Source organism: Streptomyces aculeolatus, from assembly GCF_020400605.1.
GTDB lineage: Bacteria > Actinomycetota > Actinomycetes > Streptomycetales > Streptomycetaceae > Streptomyces > Streptomyces aculeolatus.
Genome location: NZ_JAINRD010000005.1, coordinates 392,909 through 417,990, shown reverse-complemented (window position 1 = coordinate 417,990; position 25,082 = coordinate 392,909). Strand labels below are relative to the sequence as shown.

Here is a 25,082-nt window from a genome sequence, read left to right as displayed (position 1 = left end):
TGCCGGAGACCGGGGTGCGGCGGTACGTCAGTTGCGCAGGAGTTCCCAGAAGCGGGGGAGCACCTGCTGCAGGTACGTCGTCACCCCCGCCGCCGGCTCCGGGGCCGGGTCCTCGCCCCAGTTGCGGGCCGCCGCGACGCGGGTCTGGTACTCCTCGTGCAGGGTGCTCAGGGCGCGTTCCAGGGGGCGGCGCGGGAGGCGGGTGAGGCGGGCCACGGGGCGGACGTGGGGCTGCCAGCGGGTGGTGGCGGCGTCGCGGAGGTGGCGGGCGAGGGGTTCGCTGCGGCCGGTGAGGTCCAGGAGGTCGGGTAAGGGGAGCCGCAGGAGGTAGGCGAGCCGGGTGGCCTGGGACTCGGTGCCGGGCCAGCGGCCGGTGCGCTCGGCGCTGAGGTACGTCGCGGGGTCCATCCCGATGTGCCGGGCCACGTCGTCCAGGGGCAGGCCGTGGGCGCGGCGGTGGGCGTGCAGCGACGTGGAGGAGCCCATCAGGTCGGCCGGCGTGCACCACAGGGCGCCTGCCAGGGCGGCGAGTTCGTCCCGGGTGGGGCGGGCGTGGCCCTTCTCCCAGTCCGCCACCGCGGCGGCGGGTACGGCCAGGCCGTACGCGGCGCGCATGCCGTAGGCGACGTGGTCGTGGCCCAGGCCCAGGGCGCGGCGTAATCGACGGGCCGCCGCGGGGTCGAAAGGTGGTGGCTGCTCCGGCGGGCCGGCGCCGGAGTCGGGCGCCTTTGTCGTCACACCGTCACCGTAGGTAGTGGTGCACCCCGTTATCAACCGTGCGTTCCGCCGAACCGGCGGGAAGGGGGGCGACAAGCTGCGTGGGTGCTGCAGGGGTTGACGGTGAAGGGCCAATGACTAAAGTCTAGACCAATTACCCCCCACGCAAGGAGTGTTGTATGCACCGCAGTACGAAGCGGGCCGGCAAGGGCAGCAGGGCCCTCAAGGCAGCGGTCGTCGGCGCGGGCACCGCCCCGCTGCTCCTCCTCGCCCTCCCGGCCCAGCAGGCGAGCGCGCACGGCTGGATCACCAACCCGCCGAGCCGTCAGGACCAGTGTGCGACGGGCGCCGTCGAGTGCGGCGCCATCAAGTACGAGCCGCAGAGCGTCGAAGGCCCGAAGGGCCTGACGAGCTGCAGCGGCGGCAACCAGGGCTTCGCCGAGCTGGACGACGACAGCAAGGGCTGGAAGGTCACGAACGTCGGCAGCACCACGACGTTCAACTGGAAGATCACCGCCCGGCACAGCACCAGCACCTGGCAGTACTACGTCGGCGGCCAGAAGGTCGCGGAGTTCGACGACGGCGGCGCCCAGCCGCCGGCCGAGTTCAGCCACTCCGTCAACTTCGGCGGGATCACCGGCAAGCAGAAGGTGCTCGCCGTGTGGAACGTCGCCGACACGTCGAACGCCTTCTACGCCTGCGTCGACGTCAACATCGGCGGCTGACGACCGCCGAGCGGCTCCCGGAGCCACGCGCGGTACGTGCCCGGCGGGCTGACCCGTCAGGCGCGTGCACGCGGCCCCGCGAGCGGCGGTGGAGGGCCGGCCAGGCCCCGGTCGGCCCTCCACCGTGCACCGGCGCCCCCGCAGCCGGCCCGCACCGCCCCCGTCAGCCCTTCACCGCGCCGCCCAGTGCGAAGCCGCCGCCCAGGCGGCGGGCGATCAGCACGTACAGCAGCACCGCGGGCGCCGAGTAGATGATCGAGAAGGCCGCCAGCTCCCCGTAGACCACCGACCCCATGTTGCCGAAGAGCTCGAAGATCGAGACGGAGGCCGGCATCTGGTCCGGGCTGAGCAGGAGCATGAAGGGGACGAAGAAGTTCCCCCACATCATGATGAACGAGAAGACGGTCACCACCGTGACCCCCGGGCCCATCAGCGGCAGGATGACCCGCACCAGCGCCTGCATCGACGACGCGCCGTCCGTCCAGGCCGCCTCCTCCAGCACCTTCGGCACGCCGTCCATGAAGTTCTTCATCAGCCAGATCGCGAACGGCAGTTGCGAGCTGGCCAGGAAGAACGCCGTGCCGGACATCGTGTCGATGAGGTTGATCTGCACGAACAGCCCGTAGACCGGCACCATGATGGCGGTGATCGGCAGGCTGGTGGTGAAGAGGATCGTCAGCATGAACGGGCGGTTCAGCCGCGAGCGGTAGCGCGACAGCGGGTACGCCGCCAGCGCCGCCGCGACGACCGTGATCGCCGTCGCCGAGCCGCACAGGATCAGGCTGTTGAGCAGCGGGCGGAAGGTGATGTCCGCGGTCGCCACCGCGTCGAAGTTGTCCCAGGTGACGTCCGTCGGCGGCCGGGCGGTCAGACCGGAGTCGGCGTCGACGGACGCGAAGAGCAGCCAGGCCAGCGGCAGGACGAACGCCAGCGCGGCCGCCAGCAGGGCCAGGTCGGCGGCCAGCCGGCGGCCGTGCCTGCGCGCCCCGAGGGTGCCGGCCGGGCCGCGCCGGCGGGGCGCCGGGGCGCCGGGCGGCGGGGTGTCGCGGGTGAGCGTGGACGTGGGCACCGGCTCATACCTCCGTACGCAGCATCCGCATGTACACCAGCGAGAACAGGGCGCCCACCAGCAGCAGGAGCAGGGCCACCGCCGTGCCGTAGCCGAGCAGGTTGTTCTTGAACGCCTGCTCGTACATGAACAGCGGCAGTGTCTGGCTGCGGTCGCCCGGGCCGCCGCGGGTCATCGCCCAGATCAGCCCGAAGACCGACAAGGTCTGCAGGGTGTTGAGCATCAGGTTGGTGGCGATCGAGCGCCGGATCATCGGCAGGGTGACGTGCCACAGCTTCCGCCAGCCGCCCGCGCCGTCCACCTCCGCCGCCTCGGTGATCTCCTTCGGGATTTCGGAGAGCGCGGCGGAGTAGACGAGCATCGAGAACGCCGTGCCGCGCCAGATGTTGGCGAACGACACGGCCAGGATGGGCAGCGTGTACAGCCAGTTCTGGCTGGGCAGGTGGAGCCAGTCGAGTACGGAGTTGAGGGTGCCCTCGCGGCGGAAGAAGGCGTAGAGCAGGAAGCCGGCGACGACTTCCGGCACCACCCAGGCGGTGATGACGATGGCACCGGTGACGGTGCGCACCGTCTTCGAGGCCCGCTGCATCAGCGACGCGAGGGCGAGCCCGAGCGTGTTCTGGCCGACGATCGACGACAGGATCGTGAACACCAGCGTCAGCCAGACGGCGTTGATGAAGCCCTCGTCGCCGAAGGCCGTACGGAAGTTCTCCAGGCCGACGAACGACGACTCGGCCTGGCCCGACAGCTGCAGGTCGGTGAAGGCGATCCACACGCAGTACGCGATGGGGCCGGCCAGGAACAGCAGCATCAGGACGACGGAAGGACCCACGGGCAGCGCCCGCAGGAGCGCCCGCAGCACGGAGTCGGGCGGCTGCGGGTGCTTCGGCGATCCGGGGCGGCGGCCGCCGCCCGCCTGGCCGGGGACGCGCGCCGCCGCACCGGCGGCCGCGTCCCGGGGCCCGGCGGGGGCGGGGGTGTGCTTGGTCACCACATGGCCTCTCGGGCTGCTCGCGCGGCTACTTCTCGACCACCTCGCCGTCGGTGATCGAATCGAGTTGCTCGTCGTAGCCCTTCGCGGCGTCCTCGGCGGAGGCGTCGCCGGTGGTCACCTGCTCCATGGCCTCCTGGATGGCGGTGGAGACCTGCGGGTAGACCGGGAGCGCCGGGCGGTAGTGGGTGTCCTCGACCAGGCCGGTGAAGAACTCGACGCCCGGGACGTACGCCTGGTAGTCGGGGTCGGCGGCGACGTCCTCGCGGACGGCGATCTGGCCGTTGGCGATGGTCAGCCGGGTGTTGTTCTTCCGCGACTGGGCGACCTTCATGAACTCGAAGGCCAGGTCGGGGTTGTTGGCCTTGGCCGGGATGGACCAGGCCCAGCCGCCGGACATGCTGACCCGGCCGGGCGCCTGGCCGTTCTGGGTGGGCATGGCGGCCTGGCCGAGCACGTCGGTCCACTCGGGCCACGGCTTGGGGCCGGTCTCCAGCCAGTTGTTCGACATCCAGGAGCCGTCGAGGTCGATGGCGAGCTTGCCCTCGGGCAGCCACTCGGTGCCGACCTTGGTGCCGATGTTGGGGTCGAGGGCGTCCTGCGGGTCGGGGCCGAGGCCGTCGTTGTAGACCGTGTGCACGAAGTCGAGGGCGTCGGTGAAGCCCTGGCCGCCGGCGACCCACTTCTTCGACTGCGGGTCGTACAGCGGGTCTTCGCCCGTCCCGTACAGCAGCATCTCGAAGCCCTGCATCGACGCGGCCTCGCCGGCGGGCTTGCCGGTGTAGACGTTCAGCGGGATGACGTCGGGCAGTTCGCGCTTGATGGTGCGGGCGGCGTCCAGCACGTCGTCCCAGGTCTTCGGCTGCCAGTCGACGGGGAGCCCGGCCTGCTCGAACAGCTCCTTGTTGTACCAGAGCCCGCGGGTGTCGGTGCCGTCCGGGACGCCGTACGTCTTGCCGTCCTGGCCCTGCGCGGCGGTCTTCGCCGTGTCGACGTACTGGTCCCAGTCCTTCCAGCCCTCGAGGTAGTCGTCGAGGGGTGTGAGCAGGCCCGCGGCGATGTCGGAGTTGATGAGGAAGGTGTCCTCGTAGACGAGGTCGGGGGCGGTCTTGGGGGACCGCAGCATCTGCTGGACCTTGGTGTAGTACTGCTCGTCCGGCACTTGAACGGGGATGAGCTCCACCTTCTTGCCGGGGAACTTCTCCTCGAACTCCTTCTTCACCGCCTCGATCTCGCGGTCGAAGATCTTGTTCTTGGCGTCGGTGGACTTCTTGAACTGGATTCTGACGGTGTCCGGATCGCTGCCGGAGTCTCCGCATGCGGAGAGTGCGGTGGCGGCGAGCACGGCGGTGAGCGCGGTGGCGAGCATGGGGGAAACGGGGCGGTGCACGGCGGGACCTCCCTGCGGCTCCGGCGAGGATGCGGTGAAAGTACGGCTGTCCGGATGTCCGGTCAATCCTTCTGACAAGGGCTGTCCTGTATCGGTGACAACGTTGTTGTACCGACGGTTTCCAGTACTGTGCCGACTGATTTCAGCCGCCGGAGGGCCGGAAGCTTTCGTGTGGGCCTGCGCGGAGGGCGGTCAGGGGCGGGCGTCGGACCAGCGGTAGCGCAGTTCCGGGCGGCCCACCTGGCCGTACTGGGGGGCGCGGATCGCGTGGCCGGTCTCCGCCAGGTGCTCCAGATAGCGGCGGGCGGTGATCCGCGACGTACCGGTGGCCTCGCCGGCGGCGCTCGCCGTGAGGCCGTCGTCGCCCGCGCGGCGCAGGGCGTCGGTGACGGCGGCGAGGGTCGGGCCCGACAGGCCCTTGGGCAGCGCCGCCTGCGCGGGCGCGCGGAGCGCGGCGAGCGCGCGGTCCACCTCGTCCTGGCCGCCGGCCTCGCCGACCGCGGCGTGGAACTCGGCGTAGCGGACGAGGCGGTCGCGCAGGGTCGCGAACGCGAACGGCTTCAGCACGTACTGCACGACGCCCAGGGACACGCCCTCGCGGACCACGGCGAGGTCGCGGGCGGAGGTGACGGCGATGACGTCGGCGGCGTGGCCCGCGGCGCGCAGCGAGCGGAGCAGGGCGAGGCCGTGGCCGTCGGGGAGGTAGAGGTCGAGCAGGATCAGGTCGACGGGCACCTGGTCGAGGAGGCGGGCCGCCTCGGCGCGCGACCGCGCGGCGCCGGCGACTTCGAAGCCGGGCACGCGCTCGACGTAGAGCCGGTGCGCGTCGGCGGCGACGGGGTCGTCCTCGACGACGAGCACGCGGATGGGCGCGGAGCGCCCGGCACCGGTCACCGGGCGTCCCTGCGGGTCCGGGGGGCCGGACGCGGGGGCGGACCGGCCGGGTCCGCGGGCTCGGCCGGCGGGGGGTCGGTGTCCGCTTCCGCGGTGCGGGCGCGGGGGAGCGGAGGCGGGGGCCCGCCGGGCGAGCCGGCGGAACGGTGCGGGCGGGGCGGGTCGTCGGTGGTGTCCGGCTGTGCGGTGGACGTGCGGGGAGCCGAACGCCGGGATGCGGCGGGCGGCTCCGCGGGGCCCGTGGGCCGGTGCGGGGCGCCGTCGGCCGGGTGGCGCGCCGCCGGCACCCGGGGCGCCGCGGCGGCCGGACCGCCGTCGGCGGCCTTCCGCGGCTCCGCCGCATCCGGCGCTGCGGCACGTCGCCCGGCGGACCCGCCCGGGGCCGCCGGGGGGTCCGCGCCGGGCGCCTGCGCGCCCGTACGGGCCGCCGTGTCCGGCGTGTCCTGAGGCGTCCCGGGCCCCGCCGCGGGGGTGCCCGGGCCCGCCCCGGGGGTCCTCCGCGGCTCGCCGGGTTCCGCGGGTCCGCCGGAACCGGCTGCCGGCGGGCCCAGCGGTAGGCGGACCGTGAACTCCGCGCCGCCGCCCTCCGGGGCGGTCAGCGTCGCCTCGCCGCCGTGGCGGCGGGCCGCCTGGCGGACGAGGGCCAGGCCCAGGCCGCGGCCGCCCTGGCCCCCGCGCTTCGTCGTCCAGCCGCGGGCGAAGACCTCCTCCGCCCGGTCCGGGTCCACTCCCGGGCCGTCGTCCGCGACCCGCAGCAGCAGTTCGCCGTCCGCCGCCCGCGCCGTGACCCGTACCTGCGGCTGGCCGCCGTCCCGTATCCCGGACGCCGTCCGGGTCCTCGCACCCTCCGCCGCCGCGTCCACCGCGTTGTCGATCAGGTTGCCCAGCACCGTCACCAGGTCCCGGGCCGGCAGCGTCGGGGGCAGGACGCCGTCGTCGATGCGGCTGTCCGGGCTCAGCACCAGCTCCACCCCCTGCTCGTTCGCCTGCGCGGCCTTCCCCAGCAGCAGCGCCGCCAGCACCGGTTCCGTCACCGCCCCCGTCACCCGGTCCGTCAGCGTCTGCGCCAGCTCCAGCTCCGCGGTGGCGAACTCCACCGCCTGCGCCGTGCGCCCCAGCTCGATCAGCGAGACCACCGCGTGCAGCCGGTTCGCCGACTCGTGCGCCTGCGAGCGCAGCGCCTCCGCGAAGCCCCGTGCCGAGTCCAGCTCGCCCGTGAGCGTCTGCAGCTCCGTGACGTCCCGCAGCGTGACGACCGTGCCACGGTGCTCGCCGCCCGTGACCGGCGAGGTGTTGACGACCACCGTGCGGTCCCGCGTCAGGTGCACCTCGTCGACCCGCGGCCCCGGCGACAGCAGCGCCTCCGTCAGCGGCGCCGGCAGCCCGAGGTCGGCGACCGGCCGGCCCACCACCTCCCCGTCCGCGCCCATGCCGAGCAGCTCCCGCGCCCCGTCGTTGACCAGCGCGATCCGCCCCGAGCCGTCGAGCATGAGCAGGCCCTCGCGCACGGCGTGCAGCGTCGCCTGGTGGTAGTCGTGCAGCCGGCTCAGCTCGCCCGCGTTCATGCCGTGCGTGTGCCGCCGCAGCCGCGCGTTGATGAGGTACGTCGCCAGCCCCGCCAGCGCCAGCGCCCCCGCCGCGACGTACAGCACGGGCATCAGCTGCCGCCGCACCTCGTCGCTGATCGTCTTGATGGTGATCCCCGCGCTCACCAGCCCGACGATCCGCCCGTCGTCCGCCCGTACCGGCGTGACCACGCGCAGCGACGGGCCGAGCGTGCCCGTGTACGTCTCGCTGAACGTCTCGCCTTGCAGCGCACGGGCGGTGTGGCCGAGGAACGCCTCGCCGATCACGTCCGGGTTGGGGTGGGTGAAGCGGGTGCCGTCCGGGGCCATGATCGTGATGAACGTCACCGCCGTGCCCCGCCGGGCGCGCTCGGTGTACGGCTGCAGGACGTCGGACGGGTTGCCGCCGCCGGTGATCGCCCGGGCCACCCCGGGGGCCGCCGCCACCGACCGCGCCGTGCTCTCCGCCTGCCGGGCCGCCGCCTCCTCCGCGCGGTCGTGCGCCGTGACGTACATGAAGACCGCCGACCCGGCCACCATCAGCGTGACCAGCACGACCTGCATCGCGAAGAGCTGGCCGGCCAGGCTGCGGGGGCGGGGGAGGCGCATGGACCCAGTGTCGCCGGACCGGTCACGTGAACGAAATGAACGCAACGGTGACGCCGTCCGCGCCGGCCGACATATTCACCGGGACCGCAGGGACACCGAGCCGTGAGGAGGCAGCGACGTGGCTGCACCCACCCCCGTGGCGGGCCGCGTGAAGCGGGACCGCACCCATTATCTGTATCTCGCCGTCATCGTCGCCGTGCTCGCGGGCGTCGCGGTCGGCTTCGCCGCGCCCGACGCGGCCGTGGAGCTGAAGCCGATCGGCGAGGGCTTCGTCAACCTGATCAAGATGATGATCTCGCCGATCATCTTCTGCACCATCGTGCTGGGCATCGGCTCGGTCCGCAAAGCCGCCAAGGTCGGCGCGGTCGGCGGGCTGGCGCTCGGCTACTTCCTGGTGATGTCCACCGCCGCGCTGGCCATCGGCCTGGTCGTCGGCAACATCGTGCAGCCCGGCGACGGCCTGCACATCACCGACGAGACCCGCAGCGCCGGCGCCGACCAGGCCGCCGCCGGCGACGCCGAGTCGACCACCGAGTTCCTGCTCGGGATCATCCCGGACACAATGGTCTCCGCCTTCACCGCGGGCGAGGTGCTCCAGACGCTGTTCGTGGCGCTGCTGGTGGGCTTCGCGCTGCAGGCCATGGGCCGCGTCGGCGAGCCGGTGCTGATCGGCATCGGGCACATCCAGCGGCTGGTCTTCCGGGTGCTGGCGATGATCATGTGGGCGGCCCCGGTGGGCGCGTTCGGCGCCATCGCGGCGGTCGTCGGGGAGACCGGCGTGGACGCGCTGAAGTCGCTGGCCATGATCATGATCGGCTTCTACGTCACCTGCGCGCTCTTCGTCTTCGTGGTGCTGGGCCTGGTGCTGAAGTTCTTCACCGGCGTCAACATCTTCCGGCTGCTGAAGTACCTGGCCCGGGAGTTCCTGCTGATCGTCTCCACCTCCTCCTCGGAGTCGGCGCTGCCCCGGCTGATCGCGAAGATGGAGCACCTCGGCGTCTCCAAGCCCGTCGTCGGCATCACCGTGCCGACCGGCTACTCCTTCAACCTCGACGGCACCGCCATCTACCTCACCATGGCCTCGCTGTTCATCGCCGAGGCGATGGGCGACCCGCTCTCCATCGGCCAGCAGATCTCGCTGCTCGTCTTCATGATCGTCGCCTCCAAGGGCGCCGCGGGCGTCACCGGCGCCGGCCTCGCCACCCTGGCCGGCGGGCTGCAGTCGCACCGCCCCGAACTGGTCGACGGCGTCGGCCTGATCGTCGGCATCGACCGGTTCATGAGCGAGGCCCGGGCGCTGACCAACTTCGCCGGCAACGCGGTGGCCACGGTGCTCATCGGCACCTGGACCAAGGAGATCGACAAGGACCGCGTCGAGCACGTCCTCGCCGGCCGGGTGCCGTTCGACGAGGCGACCCTCGTGGACGACCACGCGCCCGCGCCCGCGGCGAAGACCGGGGAGCCCGTGGACGCCCCGCTGGAGCCCCCGTTGGAGCCGGGGTCGCAACCAGTGAAGGTCTGAATAACCCGTTACGAATACGGAAACACAGGACAACCATTGGCCCTCCGGACCGGTCTCCTTGAGCGACATCGAGATCGTGCTGGGGGGCCAGTGGAACAGCCGCAGGTGAGCGTCGTCATCGCCGCCTACAACGCCATGCCGTACCTGACCAGGTGCGTCGAATCGGTGCTGGAGCAGAGCCTGCCGCCGGAGGCCGTCGAGGTCGTCGCCGTCGACGACGGTTCGACCGACGGCACCGGCGCGGAACTGGACCGCTTCGCCCGCGCCCACCCCGGGCGCGTCCGCGTCGTGCACCAGGAGAACTCCGGCGGCCCGGCCGCGCCCCGCAACACCGGCATCGGGCTGGCCCGCGGCCGGTACGTGTTCTTCCTCGACGCCGACGACTACCTCGGCCCCGAGGCGCTCCAGCGCATGGCCGCGATGGCCGACGAGAACGGCTCGGACGTCGTCGTCGGCAAGCTCGTCGGCGTCGGCGGGCGCAAGCCGCCGACGTCGATGTTCAAGCGCGACCAGCCCGACGCCGACCTCTACGGCTCCCGGGTCTTCTGGGTGCTCAACCCGATGAAGCTCGTCCGCCGCGAGCTGATCGAGCGGCACGGCCTGCGCTTCCCCGAGGACCTGCGCACCGGCGAGGACCAGGTCTTCGTGACGAAGGTGTACCTGCACGCCGCGAAGATCTCCGTGCTCGCCTCGTACGACTGCGTGTACTACGTGCTGCGAGACGACGGCGGCAACCTCACCACCACCGTCCGCAAGTCCCCCCGCCCCGCCGCCGGCAACTTCGGCCCCCTCGCCGCCATGTTCGCCCTCGTCGGCGAGAACACCCCCGCGGGCCCCCGCCGCGACCACCTCCTCACCCGCCTGTACGGGGTCAACCTCCAGCGCGCGCTGCGCGGCGTGCGCAGGGAGCCCGACCCCGAGCGCTCCCGCCGGATGTTCGCCGCGGTGCACGAGCCCGTCGCGCGCTGGTACAGCGAGACGGCGATGGCCAAGCTCCCGGCGATCGTGCGGCTCCAGGGCGAGCTGGTGCGGCGCGGGCTGTACGAGGAGGCGGTGGCGGTCGTCCGCTACATCGGCAAGCGCCGCGACGTGCTCGACCGCGAGGGCGGCGACAGGCCGGTCCGCTGGCTGGCGCCCGCCGACTTCACCGTCGAGGGCGGCCGCGTCTACGCCCACTACCCGTACTTCCGCGACTCCCGCCTCGGCCTGCCCGACTCCGTGTTCGACGTCACCCGCCAGGTCGGCGCCCGCTCCTTCGTCCGGCCCGCGTCGGTCACCGTCGCCCAGGACCGCCGGGACTCCCGGGTGTTATCCGTCCGCGGCCGGCGCCGCACCCGGCTGCCCGCGGTGGCGCTGGAGCTGACGGCGACCCGCGAGAGCGACGGCCGCACGGTGACGGTGGCCGTCCCGGCTCCCGCGGAAGACCCCGTGAAAGACCTCACATCCGCCCCCGGCACGGCCGGCAAGCGGGCGTTCACGGCCCGTATCCGCGTGCCCCATCCCGGCGTCTGGCACCTCGCCCTGCGGATCGCGGGAAACAGCAGGTCGGAGTTGCCTTTGCAGGCGGTACGGGTGGAGAGTGCGAACCCGGCGCGCGCGCTGCTCGCCTGGCTCGGCCGGGACGGGCGGCGAGCCGTCCGCCCGGCGTCCTGATCACGGGGAGGTGACGATCTCGTGCTCAGCTCGTAACCGGGTACAACTTTGCGCATCATTCGGATGTCTTCCAGTCGAGCCGAATTCACCCCGAATTCGGTGGACGCTCACGATCACCACCCAGGAGCAGCAGTGTCGACAGGCGCCCCCACGGAGCCGACAGAGAGTACGACCGGCCAGGCCACCCGAACCACCGCCGTGGTGCTGGCGGGCGGCACGGGGCAACGCGTGGGGCTCTCCATACCCAAGCAACTGCTGAAGATCGCCGGGAAGACCGTGATCGAGCACACGCTCGCGGTCTTCGAGCAGGCCGACAGCGTCGACGAGATCCTGGTCCTCATGGCGCCCGGCTACGTCGAGGACGTCGAGCGGATCGTCGCCAAGGCGGGGCTGACCAAGGTGCGCCGGGTACTGGAGGGCGGCGGCACCCGCAACGAGACCACCGAGCGCGCCATCGCCGAGATCGGCGCGGACCTCGCCCCCGGCGAGGACGCGAACGTCCTCTTCCACGACGCCGTACGGCCCCTGCTGTCGGCCCGGGTCATCGCCGACTGCGTCACCGCCCTGGAGCGCTACCAGGCCGTGGACGTCGCCATCCCCTCCGCCGACACGATCATCGTCACCCGGCGGCACGGCGAGGACGGCGAGTTCATCACCGACGTCCCGGACCGCTCCCGGCTGCGCCGCGGGCAGACGCCGCAGGCGTTCCGGCTCTCCACCATCCGGCGGGCGTACGAGGTCGCCGCGGGCGACCCGAACTTCCAGGCCACCGACGACTGCTCGGTGGTGCTGAAGTACCTGCCGGACGTGCCGATCCACGTGGTCGCGGGCGACGAGTACAACATGAAGGTCACCCACCCCGTCGACGTCTTCATCGCCGACAAGCTCTTCCAGCTCGCCTCCACCTCGGCCCCCGAGCACGGCGACGAGGACGCCTACCGCAGCCTGCTTCAGGGCCGCACGCTCGTCGTCTTCGGCGGCTCGTACGGCATCGGCGGCGACATATGCGAGCTGGCCCGGGGCTACGGCGCGCACGTCTACCCCCTCGGCCGCTCCACCACCGGCACCCACGTGGAGAACCCGGCCGACATAGAGGAGGCGCTGCGCCGCGCCTACGACGAGACCGGCCGCATCGACCACGTCGTCAACACCGCCGGCGTGCTGCGCATCGGCCGGCTCGCCGACACCGACGACGCCGCCCTCGAAGAGGCCCTGCGCGTCAACTACCTCGCGCCGGTCCAGATAGCCCGGATATCCCACAAGTACCTCGCCGAGACCCGCGGCCAGCTGCTGCTCTACACCTCCAGCAGCTACACCCGCGGCCGCGCCGAGTACAGCCTGTACTCCTCCACCAAGGCCGCCGTCGTCAACCTCACCCAGGCGCTCGCCGACGAGTGGGCCGGCGACGGCGTCCGCGTCAACTGCATCAACCCCGAGCGCACCGCCACCCCGATGCGCACCAAGGCGTTCGGCGAGGAGCCCGCCGGGTCGCTGCTGGCCTCCGAGGCCGTCGCCCGCACCTCCCTGGACGTGCTGCTCTCCGAGATGACCGGCCACGTCATCGACGTACGCCAGCAGGATCCGACCCGCGGCTCGCGCGTCGACCGCGCGCTGGCCGCCGTGCTCGACCGCAGCGAGGGCGGCGCCGAGGCAGGTGTGCGGTGACGGGGGCACTCATCCGCATGGTGCGGGTCGGCAGCCCCGCGGAGTTCGGCGCCGCCGCCGTGATGCTGGTCTCGTACCCGCTGATGCTCGTGGCCGCCCTGATCCCGAGCCTCGGCATGTTCGCCGGGGTCGCGGCCGCCTCCTACGTCTCCGACCACTTCCTGCACCGGCGCAACGCCTACCTGCTCAACCGGCTCTCGCGCGCCCGCGCCGGCCTGACGCTGCGCTTCATGCTGCGGCAGCTGCTGCTCGTGCTGCTGCTGGCCCGGATGGGCGTCACCGGCGACACCCTCGGCTACGAGGCCATCGCCTGCTTCGCCCTCGTCGCCACCCTCCAGGCGCCGCACAGCGGCCTGCTGACGCTGCTGCGCAACCGCCGCAAGCTGCCCGTCGTCACCCGCAACATCGACCTGGCGCCGCTCGGCATCTCCGACGCCGCGCCGCGGCTGCTCACCCATCGCGCGGCGGAGAAGGTCCAGCACCTCGACCTGTTCGCCGTGGCCGGGGTGCTGGTCGCCGCCGAGACCGGGCGGGGCGCGTACGGCTACGCCGGCATGGCCGTGACGCTGGGCCTGACCCTCCTGTACATCCTCGTCGTGGCCTACCACCTGCGGCCCGGCGCGCTGCCGCCGAAGCGGGACGCGGTGCTGGAGTGGTTCGACGAGTGGCTGCGCGCCTACCGGCCGACCCTGGTGCTCTACTTCTCCGGCACCAAGGAGTCCACGTACCAGATCAACATGTGGCTGGAGACGCTGGAGGAGCTGGACGAGCGCCCGCTGCTCATCGTGCGCGAGCAGCACACCCTGCCCGGCCTGGCCTCCACCACCGTGCCGGTGGCGTGCGTGCCGTCCGCGGTGCACCTGATGAACATGGACCTGGCCTCGGTGCGGGTCGCGCTGTACCCCGCGAACGTCGGCAAGAACATCCACCTGCTGCGGGTGCCCACGATGAAGCACGTCTTCATCGGCCACGGCGACAGCGACAAGGTCGCCAGCATCAACCCGTACGCCAAGGTCTACGACGAGGTGTGGACCGCCGGCCGCGCGGGGCGCGACCGCTACGCGCTGGCCGACGTCGGCGTCCGCGACGACGCCATCGTGGAGGTCGGCCGCCCGCAGCTGGCGCCGATCCGCCCCGCCGAGGCGCCCGCCGCCGACCGCATCCCCACCATCCTCTACGCGCCGACGTGGGAGGGCTGGACCGACGACCCCGGCAACACCTCGCTCATGCTCGCCGGCGAGAACATCGTGCGCCGGCTGCTGGCCGCCGACCCGCCGGTGCGCGTGCTGTACAAGCCGCACCCGTTCACCGGCATGGTCAGCCCGCTCGCCAAGGCCGCCCACGAGCGCATCGTCGCCATGGTCGAGCAGGCCCGTACGCGCCGCGCCGCCGACCCCCGCTGGGTCCGCGCGGCCGCGGCCGGGCAGGGCGAACGGGAGGCGGCGCGGGCCGAGCTGGTCCGCATCGAGGCGCAGCTGGAGCGGCTCGGCCGGCTCACGGACGAGGCCGCCGACGAGGCCCAGACCTCCCGCGACGCGGTGGTCGACCCCGCCCGCGAGGCGGAGGCGGCCCGGCTGAAGGAGGAATGGAACGACGCCTACTGGCGGTCCTTCGGCTGGTGGGAGCACCGGGTCGTCACCGGCGACCGGCCGCGGCTGTACGACTGCTTCAACGTCTCGCACGGCATGGTCTCGGACATCTCCAGCGTCGTGTCGGACTTCATCGCCAGCGGCAAGCCGTACGCGGTGACCGACTCCGCGGGCCTGGGGGAGCAGGAGTTCAAGCGCCAGAACACCGCGGTGCGGGCGGCGGTCATCCTCGCCCCCGACGCCGCCAGCATCGACGAGCTGCTCGCCGCCGTCCCCGACCCCGCGGCGGACCCGCTGCGCGGAGCGCGCGAGGAGCTGAAGGAATACCTGCTCGGACCCGACGAGCCCGCATCCGTCGTCCGCTTCGGCGAGGCCGTGCGCGCGCTCGCGGAGAAGTCCGAGCGCCGCAATCTAGAGCGCGCCGTCTAAGGAGACCCGCACGATGACCACCCCTGCGGCCACGGCCGTGGCCGGCCCCATACCCGACGTCACGGTGATCACGGGCGCGTACAACTCGATGCCCTACATCACCCGCAGCGTCACCTCGGTGCTGGAGCAGACCATCGGCACCGACCGGCTCCAGATCCTCGTCATCAACGACGGATCCACCGACGGCACCGGCGCCGAGCTCGACCGGCTCGCCGCCGAGAACCCGGGTCTGACCGTCATCCACCAGGAGAACTCCGGCGGCCCGGCCGGCCCGCGCAACGTGGGTCTGGAGCGGGCCACCGGCCGCTACGTGTTCTTCCTCGACGCCGACGACTACATCGGCCGCGAGACGCTGGAGCGGATGGTCCACACCGCCGACACCCACGGCACCGACGTCGTCGTCGGAAAGATGGTCGGCGTCAACGGCCGCGGCGCCCCGACCTCCATGTACCACCAGAACCTGGCCCGCACCGACGTGTTCAGCTCCCGCGTGTACTGGACGCTGAACCCGATGAAGCTCTTCCGGCGCGAGCTGGTCGAGCATCACAAGCTGCGCTTCCGCCCCGAGCTGAAGGTCGGCCAGGACCAGCCGTTCACCAGCGCCGCGTACCTGAACGCCGACGGCATCAGCGTGATCGCCGACTACGACTGCGTGTACTGGGTCAAGCGCGACGACGGCGGCAACAACACCTCGGTCACCAAGGGCACCGCGCCGCGCATCCGCTTCCTGCGCGCGATGTTCGAGCTGGTCGGCGAGTACGTGCCCGAAGGCCCGCGGCGTCACCACCTGCTGGCCCGGCACTACACCATCGACCTGCCGCACACCATCCGGCAGCTGCGCCGCGAGAAGCACGCCTCGGACCAGCGCGAGGCGTTCGAGGACATGCGCCGGCTGTTCGACGAGTGGTACAGCGAGGGCATGGCGGCCAGGCTGTCGGTCGTGGAGCGGCTGCTGATGGAGCTGGTGCGCCGCGGCGACCTCGACGACCTGCTCACGGCGTCGAAGTACCACCACAAGCTCGGCGACCGCGCCGTGGACCACCTGACGGAGAACGGGCGGGTCTACGCCACCTACCCCTTCTTCCGCGACCCGGCCAGGAACATCCCGGACGAGTTCTACGACGTCACGGACGAACTGCCCGTCCCGTTCCGCGTCGGCAAGGCCGAACTCGACCCCGCCACCGGCGTCGTCCACCTCGCGGGCAAGGTCAAGGCGCCCGGCCCCGACGGCTGGAGCGCCCCGCCGGAGATGCTGCTCAAGCAGCGCGGCGGCATCGTCCAGCACCGGCTGCCGCTGGCCGTGGACGAGAAGCGGGACGAGGACGGCTTCCAGGACTTCCGGCTGGACGTCGACCCGGCGACCGCCGGCAGCGGCGAGCCGCTGGCCGAGGCGCTCTGGGACCTCTCCCTGATCTGCGGCGAGTCCAACGTCACCCGGTTCGGCGACGAGAACAACCTGAGCCTGGTCAAGCAGCCGGCGATGCACGCGGCGCCCAAGCACGCCGGCTCCGGCCAGGTCGTCACCCTCTACGCGATCCGCTCCACCGGCCACCTCACGCTGGAACTCGGCGAGATCAAGCACCAGGCGGCCAAGCGGTTCGAGGCCGCCGCCCAGCCCGCGACGCGCCGCGACGAGTTGGTCGTGGACGTGCGCGCCACCGTCTCGGGGCTGCCCGCGGACGCGGTGCGGCTCGACGTCGAGGGCCCCGCGGGCGTCGTCGCCTCCGCCGTCGCCCAGCCGGGCAAGACCACCGGCGCCACCCGGACCTACCGGGCCCGGCTGCGGCTGCCGCGCGAGGCGCGCAAGCGGCGCGACGCCTTCACCCCGAAGGTCACCGTGCGCGCCGGCAGCCTCGCCTGGACCGCCCCCGTGCGCCCCGCCGAGCCCGCCGAGGGCGGGGCCGCGGCGCCGGCCGGCCGGAGCATCGGCACGGTGCTGCGCTCCGCCAGGTCCCGGCTCGCCGCGCGCAAGTGACGTCCAGGCGCACCAGGCTCACCAGGCGCACCTGCCACCACCAGTACCGTTACCCGGAGGGTTGATGCACGGCCAGCAGGCCCCGGCGCTCGAAGCGCACGATCCGACCGAGCGCCGGTCCCAGCCGGACGCGCCGCCCGCGTCCGGCCACGGCAAGGGGTTCCGCCCCGACGTCGAGGGCCTGCGGGCCGTCGCCGTGGGCGTGGTGCTGCTGTACCACGCCGGCGTGCCGCTCATCTCCGGCGGCTACGTCGGCGTGGACGTCTTCTTCGTCATCTCCGGCTTCCTGATCACCGGGCTGCTGGTGCGCGAACTGGAGCGCAGCGGGCGGATCTCCCTGACCGGGTTCTACGCGCGCCGCGCCCGCCGGCTGCTGCCGTCGACCGCCGTCGTGCTGGCGGCGGTCGCGCTGCTGGCGTGGCTGCTGATGTCGCCGGTGGAGCGCAAGACGGTCGCCAAGGACCTGGCCGCCGCCGCGCTGTACGTCGTCAACTGGCAGCAGGCGTCGCTCGCCGTCGACTACTCCGCGCTGGGCGCCGAGGCCAGCCCCGTACAGCACTTCTGGTCGCTGGCGGTGGAGGAGCAGTTCTACCTGGTCTGGCCGCTGCTGATCATCGCCATCGGCTGGTGGTGCACGCGCCGCGGCGGCAAGGCGGTGCGCCCGCGGCTGGCCCTCGCGCTCGGCGCGATCGCCGTCGCCTCGTTCGCGTACTCGGTCCACCTCACGCAGCAGGAGGCCGGCGCCGCGTACTTCTCCACCTTCACCCGCGGCTGGGAGCTGGCCGTCGGCGGCCTCATCGCCCTGGTGCCCGCGGACGCCTGGCGGCGGCTGCCGGGCCGGCTCGCGGGCGCGCTGGCCCTCGGCGGGATCGCGGCCATCGCGGTGGCCGCCCTCGGCTTCTCCGACGAGACGCCCTTCCCCGGCTCCGCCGCCGCGCTGCCGGTGCTGGGCGCCGCCGCGATCATCGCGGCCGGCGCCGCGGCGCAGGACACGGCGGGCGCGAAGCTGCTGGGCACCGCGCCGATGCGGTACGTGGGACGGATCTCGTACTCCTGGTACCTCTGGCACTGGCCGGCCGTCGCCTTCGCGACCGTCAAGTGGCCCGGCATCAGCACCGCCCAGCTCGCGGTCGTCGTCGCGGCGAGCTGGGTGCCCGCCGCGCTCACCCACAAGCTGGTGGAGAACCCGGTACGGGTCTCGCGCGCGCTGGCGCCGGTGGGCCGCGGCCTCGTCCTCGGCCTGGCCTGCACCGCGGCCGGCGCCCTGCTGGGCTGGCTGACCTGGGCCACCGTGCCGACCATGAAGCTCGCCGACCCCTCGCAGGCCGTCGGCGCCGCCGCGCTGCAGGACTCCACGAAGGTCCAGGAGTCCGCCTCCGTGCTCAGCCCGCTGCCCGAGGACGCCGACGCCGACGAGGGCGCGGTGTACGGCAACGGCTGCCACGCCGGACAGCGCGACACCGAGGCCGAGGGCTGCGTCTACGGCGACAAGAAGTCGGACACCACCGTGGCGCTCTTTGGCGACTCGCACGCCGCGCAGTTCTCCCCGGCGCTGATCGGCATCGCGGAGGAGCGCGGCTGGCGGCTGGTGATCCTCACCAAGTCCGCCTGCACGCCGGCCAAGGTCACCATCTACAACCGGCAGTACGAGCGCGACTACACCGAGTGCGACGACTGGCGCGCCTCCGCCGTCGAGCGCATCGCCGACGAGAAGGCCGACCTCGTGCTCGTCGGCAACCGCGACGACCAGGCGGCCATGCGCGGCGGCGACAAGCTCGACGGCGACGACAACACCGCCGCACTGCGCGACGGGATGTCCGCGACGCTGCGCGAGCTGAAGGAGAACGGGGCGGACGTCACAGCGTTCGCCGACATCCCGTACCGCCGCAGGACATACCCTCGTGCGTGTCGGGAGCCACCGACCAACTCACCGACTGCGCGTTCCCGCTGCGCGAGGGGCTGGAATACGAGCAGGTCACCACGGAGGCGGCGAAGCGGGCCGGGGTCCCCGTCATCGACCTCGCGCCCGAGCTGTGCCCGGACGGGACCTGCCCGGCCGTCATCGGCAACGTGATCGTGTACCGAGCCGGTGAGCACATCACCGAGACGTACATGCAGACGCTCACGGACTGGCTGGACAGCCAGTTGCCGAAGAGCGTCCGCGGAGAGAAGGACTCCTGATGCCGACGCAGCCGACACCCCCGGCGCTGGTGCCCACGGTGCCGCGCGGGGGGCGCCTCCTCCACATCGGCCCGCACAAGACCGGCACCACGGCCCTCCAGGGCGCGTTCCACAGCGCCCGCGACCGGCTGCCCGCGTACGACGTGGTCTACGCCGGCAGCCACCGGCAGCCCGTCTCGGCGACGCTCGCCAAGATCGGGGTGGAGTTCCCGGGGCCCGCGGGCACGCCCGTACGCGAAGAGCTCGACGTGTTCCTCCAGCGCGACCGCCCCGGCATGGAGCGCTGGCGGAAGCTGGTGCAGCAGTGCGAGCAGGCCGGCGACCGGCGCACGGTCATCAGCAGCGAGTACTTCTCCAACGCCGGGGACGACGCCGCCCGCGAGGTCGTCGCCGACCTCGGCGGCGGCGGGCGGGTGCACGTGGTCGTCACGCTGCGGCCGCTGCTGAAGATCCTGCCGTCCCAGTGGCAGCAGTACGTGCGCAACGGGCTGCGCTCGTCGTACGAGGACTGGCTGGACGCCATGTTCCACCGCGAGCCCTGTATCGAGCCGACGCCCAGCTTCTGGCGTCGGCACCGGCACGACGAGCTGATCGCCCGCTGGGCGGCGGCCGCGGGCCCGGAGCACGTGACCGTCCTGGTGCAGGACGAGTCGGACCAGCAGATGCAGCTGCGCGTCTTCGAGGAGTTCGCCGGGCTGCCCGCCGGGTTCCTCGTTTACGACGAGCGCGACAACCGGTCGATGACCCACGGCGAGGCCGAACTCGTCCGGCTGCTCAACGAGGAGTCGCACCGCCGCGGCTGGTCGGTGGAGCGGCACGGCAAGGTCGTACGCGCCGGGGCGCTGCGCCGGATGCGCGACAAGTACCAGCCGAGCCGCGACGAGGCCCGCGTCACCACCCCCGAGTGGGCGGTGGCCGAGGCCACGGAGCTGGCCGAGGAGATGACCGCCGCCATCACCGCGCTCGGCGTCAACGTCGTCGGCGACCTGGCGTCGCTGTCGAAGCGGCCGAGCGCGCGGGCCGCACCTCCGGCCGAGGCGACGATCCCGGCCGCCGCGGCGGCGCAGGCCGTCATCGGGGCGCTGCTCGCGCAGTCGTCGATGGACACCAAGGCCGCCGTCGAGGCGGCCAAGCGCGATACGAAGGCCGCCGCGGCGGCGAAGGACGCCACCGGGCCGAACTCCTCCGGGCCCGGCACGTCCACCGCCACCGGGACGGCCGCCTCCGACGCGCCGAAGACGGCGCCCGCCGACGCCTCCGCCGGAGGCCGGGGCGGCGCCACCAACCCGCTGCGGAGCGCCGCCAGGCGCGGCCTCCGCCGAATCCGCCGATAACCAGAAGGACCTGCACGGATGTCGTTGAGAATCACTGTGATCGGCACCGGCTACCTCGGTGCCACGCACGCCGCCGCGATGGCGGAGCTGGGCTTCGAGGTGCTCGGCCTGGACGTCGTCAAGGAGAAGGTCGAGCTGCTGTCGGCGGGCAGGGTGCCGATGTACGAGCCCGGCCTCGAAGAGCTCCTGCGCAAGCACGTCGCCGGGGTCGAGGGCTCGTCGGGCAGGCTGCGGTTCACCACGGACTGGGACGAGGTGGCCGCCTTCGGCGACGTGCACTTCGTGTGCGTGAACACGCCGCAGAAGCACGGCGAGTACGGCTGCGACATGAGCTACGTCGACGCCGCGATCGACACCCTCGCGCCGCGGCTGGACCGCCCCTGCCTGGTCGTCGGCAAGTCGACGGTGCCGGTGGGCTCCGCGGACCGGCTCGCGCGCCGGCTGGCCGAGCTGGCGCCGGCCGGCGAGCAGGCGGAGCTGGCGTGGAACCCGGAGTTCCTGCGCGAGGGCTTCGCCGTCGAGGACACCCTGCGCCCCGACCGCGTCGTCGTCGGCGTGGCGAGCGACCGTGCGGAGGAACAGCTGCGGGAGGTGTACGCGGGTCCCCTCGGCGACGGCACGCCGTTCGTCGTCGCCGACTACCCGACCGCCGAGTTGGTGAAGACCTCCGCCAACGCCTTCCTGGCCACGAAGATCTCGTTCATCAACGCCATGGCGGAGATATGCGAGGCGGCCGGCGGCGACGTCGTGAAGCTCGCCGAGGCCATCGGCTACGACGACCGGATCGGGAAGAAGTTCCTGCGCGCCGGCATCGGCTTCGGCGGCGGCTGCCTGCCCAAGGACATCCGCGCGTTCATGGCCCGCGCCGGCGAACTCGGTGTGGACCAGGCGCTGACGTTCCTCCGCGAGGTCGACTCGATCAACATGCGCCGCCGCGCCCACATGGTGGAACTGGCCCGCGAAGCCTGCGGGGAGACCTTCCTCGGGCGCCGCATCGCCGTGCTCGGCGCGACCTTCAAGCCCGACTCCGACGACGTGCGCGACTCCCCCGCGCTCAACGTCGCCGGGCAGATCCACCTCCAGGGCGGCCAGGTCACCGTCTACGACCCCAAGGGCATGGAGAACGCCCGCCGGGAGTTCCCGACGCTGCGCTACGCCGCCTCCGCCGAGGACGCGGTCACCGGCGCGGACGTCGTCCTGCACCTCACGGAATGGAGCGAGTTCCGCAACCTCGATCCGCGCCGGCTCGCCCGCGCCGCAGCCACCGCGCACCTCATCGACGGCCGCAACACCCTGGACCCGGCGCCCTGGCGCGCCGCGGGCTGGACCTTCCGCGCCATCGGCCGTCCCGCGCTCTGACGCACGCCCGCACCACCACCGCAGCAGCCCCCACAGGAACGGAACGACCCCCACCATGAAGCACCTCCTTGTCCGCTCGGGCAAAAGCCCGTTCCACCTCCCGACGCGGACCGAGGTCATCCAGCAGGACCTCATCGGCACCAACGCCGGGAACCTGGTGTTCAGCGACGCCACGCACAAACTGCTCCAGGTTCCCGGCGCCACCGAAGTCACCTCCAACGGCCTCAGGACGGACTCCTCCAAGGAGCGGGCGGCACGGATAAACGAGGAGTACGACGCCTTCGTCGTGCCGCTCGCCAACGCCTTCCGCCCCTCGTTCGAGCCCTCGCTCAACCGGCTCAGCAAGCTCATCGAGCAGTTGAAGATCCCCGTCGTCGTCATCGGCGTCGGCGCCCAGGCGGGCACGGACTACGACACCGAGCGGCTGAAGGCCATCGAGCCGGCGGTCAAGCGGTTCATGAAGGCCGTGCTCAAGCGGTCCGCCTCCGTGGGCGTACGCGGCGAGCTGACCGCCGACTACCTGAAGGAACTCGGCTACAAGGGCAAGGACGTCGACATCATCGGCTGCCCGTCGATGTTCCTCCACGGCGACACCTTCCCCGAGATCCGCCTGCCCGAGGGCGGCATCACCGACGCCTCCCGGATCGCGATCAACATCTCCCCGGGCGCACCGAAGGTCGGGCCGATCGCGGAGATCGCGCAGCGCACGTACGAGCGCTTCGCGGACCTCACGTACTACGCCCAGAACCTCACCGACGCCGAACTGCTGCTCTGGGGCGACACCACCGCCGAGAAGGGCCAGCCGGCGGAGCTGCCGAACCAGACCGCGCACGGCCTGCTGCGCGACGACAAGATGCGGCTGCCCACCGACCCGTACCGCTGGATGGCGGAACTGCGCGAGCACGACTTCGCGTTCGGCACCCGCATCCACGGCAACATCACCGCGCTGCTCGCCGGCACCCCCGCCGTCGTGCTCTGCCACGACTCGCGCACCCTCGAACTCTGCCGCTACTTCGGCATCCCGTACGAGATGCTGGCCGACCAGCCCGCCGACATGGACCCGGCGGAGCTGTACGAGAAGGCCGACTTCGCCGGGCTGCAGAACGGCCACCAGGAGCGCTGGGAGCGCTTCGCGCAGTTCCTCGACCGCAACGGCCTTCAGGACACCTACACCCACGGCGACCGCGGCGCCGCCTTCGAGGAGCGCATGGCCGCCCTCGACCTGCCGCCCTCGATGCGGGTGTGGGACGGCTCCGACGACGGCGCCAACCGCTACCGCGTCGCGTGGCTGCACGAGCGGGCCGAGAACGTCCGCAAGCGGCAGGACGCCGCGGCGCGCCGCATCGGCGAGCTGAAGGAGCGCAACGAGGAGCTGACCGAGCAGGTCGGGAAGCTGGAGAAGCAGCTCGCCGGGCTGGAGCGGCGCGTCGCCGCCATGGACAAGCGGCCGCTGGGCCGGCTCGGCGGGATCTTCAAGGGCCGGGGCGGGCAGGGCTGATGGCGCGGCGGCAGGGCGCGCTCCCGCCGGGTACCCGGCTGGTGCACATCGGGCCGCACAAGACCGGGACCACGACGCTCCAGGGGGCGTTCCACCACGGCCGGCGCACGCTGGCGGCCCACGGCGTACGGTACGCGGGCGCCGCGCGGCAGCCGGCGCACGCCGCCGCGGCCATCGCCGGCGGGACGCCCGTGCACAGCCTGGAGGCGCCGAGCATGGCGCACTGGGAGAAGCTGTGCGCGGAGGTCGCCGCAGCGGGGCGGCGGCGCCGCGTCGTCGTCAGCAGCGAGCGGTTCGCCAACGCGGACGCGGGCGCGGCGAAGGCGGTGGTCGACGGACTCGGCGGGGACCGGGTGCACGTCGTCGTCACACTGCGGCCGCTGGTCAAGATCCTGCCGTCGCAGTGGCAGGAGTACATCAAGTCCGGCCACCACCACGCGTACGACAAGTGGCTCGACGGCATGCTGCGCAGACCGCCGTACCGCAAGCCGACGCCGTCGTTCTGGCGGCGGCACCGGCACGACGAACTGGTGGCGCGCTGGGCGGCTGCGGCCGGCGCGGACAACCTCACGGTGGTCGTCGTCGACCAGGCCGATCCGCTGGCGCACCTGCGCGCCTTCGAGGGGCTGCTGGGGCTGCCGGACGGGGTGCTCCGGCCCGAGCAGGACGGGTTCGCCAACCGGTCGCTGACCGCCGGGGAGGTGGAGGTGCTGCGGCTGGTGAACAGGGAGCTGTCCAGGGCCGAACGCCCGGCGGCGGAACGCAAGCTGGTACGCGAGGAACTGGTGCGCCGGCTGCGCGGCGCGCACGTGCCGGCGGGGGACGCGGAGCGGATCGCCACCCCGGCGTGGGCGCGGCGGGCGGCGGCGGAGGTCGGCGCGGAGATGGTGGCGGGCATCAGGGAGTCGGGGGTGCGGGTGGTGGGAGACCTCGACGCGCTGGTGCCGGCGGCGCCCGCCGCGGACGCGGGTCCCGGCGATGCCGGTGACGGCGGCGGGGCCCGGCGCGGCGCCGAGCCGCGGCTGCCGGTGGCCGCGGCGTACGCGGCGTTGGCCGGGGCGCTGCAGGCGGCGGCCGAGTCCCCGTAGTCCGGGGCCGCGGCGCGGGGACCCGGCATATAGTCCGGGGCCGGGACCTGTTGACCGGGGGAGAGGGAGGCGCGGAGATGGCCGAGGCGGTGCCGGGTCTGGTGCGGGTCACGGAGCGGGTGTGGGTGTGGCCGCACCACCCCGACCCGGACCGGGTGCAGGCGGGCGTCGGGGTGATCGCCGGGGACGACGGCTGCCTGCTCGTCGACGCGGGCCACAGCCCGGCGCTGGCCCGCCGGATCCGCAACGCCCTCGGCGGTGCGGGCCTGCCGCGGGCGCGGCGCCTCGTCCACACCCACCACCACTGGGACCACGTCTGGGGCGCGCAGGAGTGGGGCGTGCCGGTGACCGCGCACGAGCTGACGGCGAAGGCGCTGCGCGCGGAGGCGGCGAAGCCGTGGTCGCAGGCGTACGTACGGGCCGGGATGGCGCGCGACCCGCGGCTCGTCCCGAGCTACACGGCACGCCTGCGCGCGATGGCGGAGGACGGCTGGGACGCCCTGCGCATCGTGCCGCCCGACGAGACGTTCACCGACCGGCACCTGATCCGGCTCGGGGGAGTGACGGCGGAGCTGCGGCACGTCGGCGGCGGCCACGCGGCGGACTCGACCGTGGTGGCGGTGCCGTCGGAGGGCGTCCTGTTCGTGGGCGACTGCTACTACCCGCCGCCGTACCACCTGCGGGCGGCGGGGGTGGAGCCGGAACCGGACCTGGCGCTGGCGCGCGGGCTGGTGAGCGGCGAGTTCGAGTGGTACGTGGAGAGCCACGACGCACCCCGGCGCCGGGAGGACGTGACGGCGGCCCTGGCCGGCTGAGCCCCCGCCCGGGG

At 72.9% G+C, this 25,082-nt stretch carries 18 protein-coding genes; 12 read left to right on the top strand and 6 right to left on the bottom strand.

Annotation, left to right across the window (positions count from 1 at the left end; all coding sequences use genetic code 11):
- Positions 1-27 precede the first annotated feature (27 nt).
- Positions 28-738, bottom strand: a complete 711-nt coding sequence (locus LG396_RS39235) for a helix-turn-helix domain-containing protein (RefSeq protein ID WP_308190098.1) — start codon at positions 736-738, stop codon at positions 28-30.
- Between the two features lie 158 nt (positions 739-896).
- On the opposite strand from LG396_RS39235, the gene LG396_RS12755 reads away from it, so the two are divergent.
- Complete coding sequence (locus LG396_RS12755; RefSeq protein ID WP_018840067.1) at positions 897-1,442, top strand: lytic polysaccharide monooxygenase auxiliary activity family 9 protein; 546 nt, start codon at positions 897-899, stop codon at positions 1,440-1,442.
- Between the two features lie 163 nt (positions 1,443-1,605).
- Here the strand turns inward: LG396_RS12755 and LG396_RS12750 are convergent, their stop codons facing one another.
- The 5 genes from LG396_RS12750 to LG396_RS39230 all read right to left on the bottom strand — a co-directional run bounded on the left by LG396_RS12750 (position 1,606) and on the right by LG396_RS39230 (position 7,960).
- The gene (locus LG396_RS12750; RefSeq protein ID WP_372483491.1) at positions 1,606-2,511 is read right to left on the bottom strand and encodes a carbohydrate ABC transporter permease; all 906 of its coding nucleotides are present in this window, start codon (positions 2,509-2,511) and stop codon (positions 1,606-1,608) included.
- A gap of 4 nt (positions 2,512-2,515) precedes the next feature.
- Positions 2,516-3,502, bottom strand: coding sequence for a carbohydrate ABC transporter permease (locus LG396_RS12745; protein WP_372483490.1), 987 nt, complete (start codon positions 3,500-3,502; stop codon positions 2,516-2,518).
- 28 nt (positions 3,503-3,530) lie between these two features.
- A complete protein-coding gene (locus LG396_RS12740) occupies positions 3,531-4,871 on the bottom strand; it encodes an ABC transporter substrate-binding protein (RefSeq protein WP_018840070.1) in 1,341 nt (446 codons plus the stop codon).
- 213 nt (positions 4,872-5,084) lie between these two features.
- Complete coding sequence (locus tag LG396_RS12735) at positions 5,085-5,786, bottom strand: response regulator (RefSeq protein WP_037743075.1); 702 nt, start codon at positions 5,784-5,786, stop codon at positions 5,085-5,087.
- Entirely contained in the window at positions 5,783-7,960 is a 2,178-nt protein-coding gene (locus tag LG396_RS39230; protein ID WP_308190097.1) for an ATP-binding protein, read from the bottom strand. Before LG396_RS39230 ends, LG396_RS12735 begins: the two co-directional genes overlap by 4 nt.
- A 136-nt stretch (positions 7,961-8,096) precedes the next feature.
- On the opposite strand from LG396_RS39230, the gene LG396_RS12720 reads away from it, so the two are divergent.
- From LG396_RS12720 to LG396_RS12670, 11 genes are all read left to right on the top strand, one after another.
- A complete protein-coding gene (locus LG396_RS12720) occupies positions 8,097-9,482 on the top strand; it encodes a cation:dicarboxylate symporter family transporter (RefSeq protein WP_037743080.1) in 1,386 nt (461 codons plus the stop codon).
- A gap of 105 nt (positions 9,483-9,587) precedes the next feature.
- Complete coding sequence (locus tag LG396_RS12715) at positions 9,588-11,135, top strand: glycosyltransferase family 2 protein (protein WP_308190096.1); 1,548 nt, start codon at positions 9,588-9,590, stop codon at positions 11,133-11,135.
- Between the two features lie 132 nt (positions 11,136-11,267).
- Positions 11,268-12,800, top strand: coding sequence for a bifunctional cytidylyltransferase/SDR family oxidoreductase (locus LG396_RS12710; RefSeq protein ID WP_037737656.1), 1,533 nt, complete (start codon positions 11,268-11,270; stop codon positions 12,798-12,800).
- Positions 12,797-14,818: a CDP-glycerol glycerophosphotransferase family protein gene (locus tag LG396_RS12705; RefSeq protein WP_225794838.1), complete on the top strand. Its 2,022-nt coding sequence runs from the start codon at positions 12,797-12,799 to the stop codon at positions 14,816-14,818. The genes LG396_RS12710 and LG396_RS12705 overlap by 4 nt, the downstream gene beginning before the upstream one ends.
- A 13-nt stretch (positions 14,819-14,831) precedes the next feature.
- The gene (locus tag LG396_RS12700) at positions 14,832-16,793 is read left to right on the top strand and encodes a glycosyltransferase family 2 protein (RefSeq protein WP_225794837.1); all 1,962 of its coding nucleotides are present in this window, start codon (positions 14,832-14,834) and stop codon (positions 16,791-16,793) included.
- A 64-nt stretch (positions 16,794-16,857) separates the two neighbouring features.
- Positions 16,858-18,867: an acyltransferase family protein gene (locus LG396_RS12695; RefSeq protein ID WP_225794836.1), complete on the top strand. Its 2,010-nt coding sequence runs from the start codon at positions 16,858-16,860 to the stop codon at positions 18,865-18,867.
- A gap of 106 nt (positions 18,868-18,973) precedes the next feature.
- On the top strand, positions 18,974-20,308 hold the full coding sequence (locus LG396_RS12690; RefSeq protein ID WP_225794835.1) for a hypothetical protein: 1,335 nt from the start codon (positions 18,974-18,976) through the stop codon (positions 20,306-20,308).
- 18 nt (positions 20,309-20,326) lie between these two features.
- Complete coding sequence (locus LG396_RS12685) at positions 20,327-21,667, top strand: UDP-glucose dehydrogenase family protein (protein ID WP_225794834.1); 1,341 nt, start codon at positions 20,327-20,329, stop codon at positions 21,665-21,667.
- Positions 21,668-21,722: 55 nt separating this feature from the next.
- On the top strand, positions 21,723-23,165 hold the full coding sequence (locus LG396_RS12680; protein ID WP_225794833.1) for a polysaccharide pyruvyl transferase family protein: 1,443 nt from the start codon (positions 21,723-21,725) through the stop codon (positions 23,163-23,165).
- Positions 23,165-24,253, top strand: a complete 1,089-nt coding sequence (locus LG396_RS12675; RefSeq protein ID WP_225794832.1) for a hypothetical protein — start codon at positions 23,165-23,167, stop codon at positions 24,251-24,253. The genes LG396_RS12680 and LG396_RS12675 overlap by 1 nt, the downstream gene beginning before the upstream one ends.
- A 77-nt stretch (positions 24,254-24,330) precedes the next feature.
- On the top strand, positions 24,331-25,068 hold the full coding sequence (locus LG396_RS12670; protein WP_225794831.1) for an MBL fold metallo-hydrolase: 738 nt from the start codon (positions 24,331-24,333) through the stop codon (positions 25,066-25,068).
- Positions 25,069-25,082 lie beyond the last annotated feature (14 nt).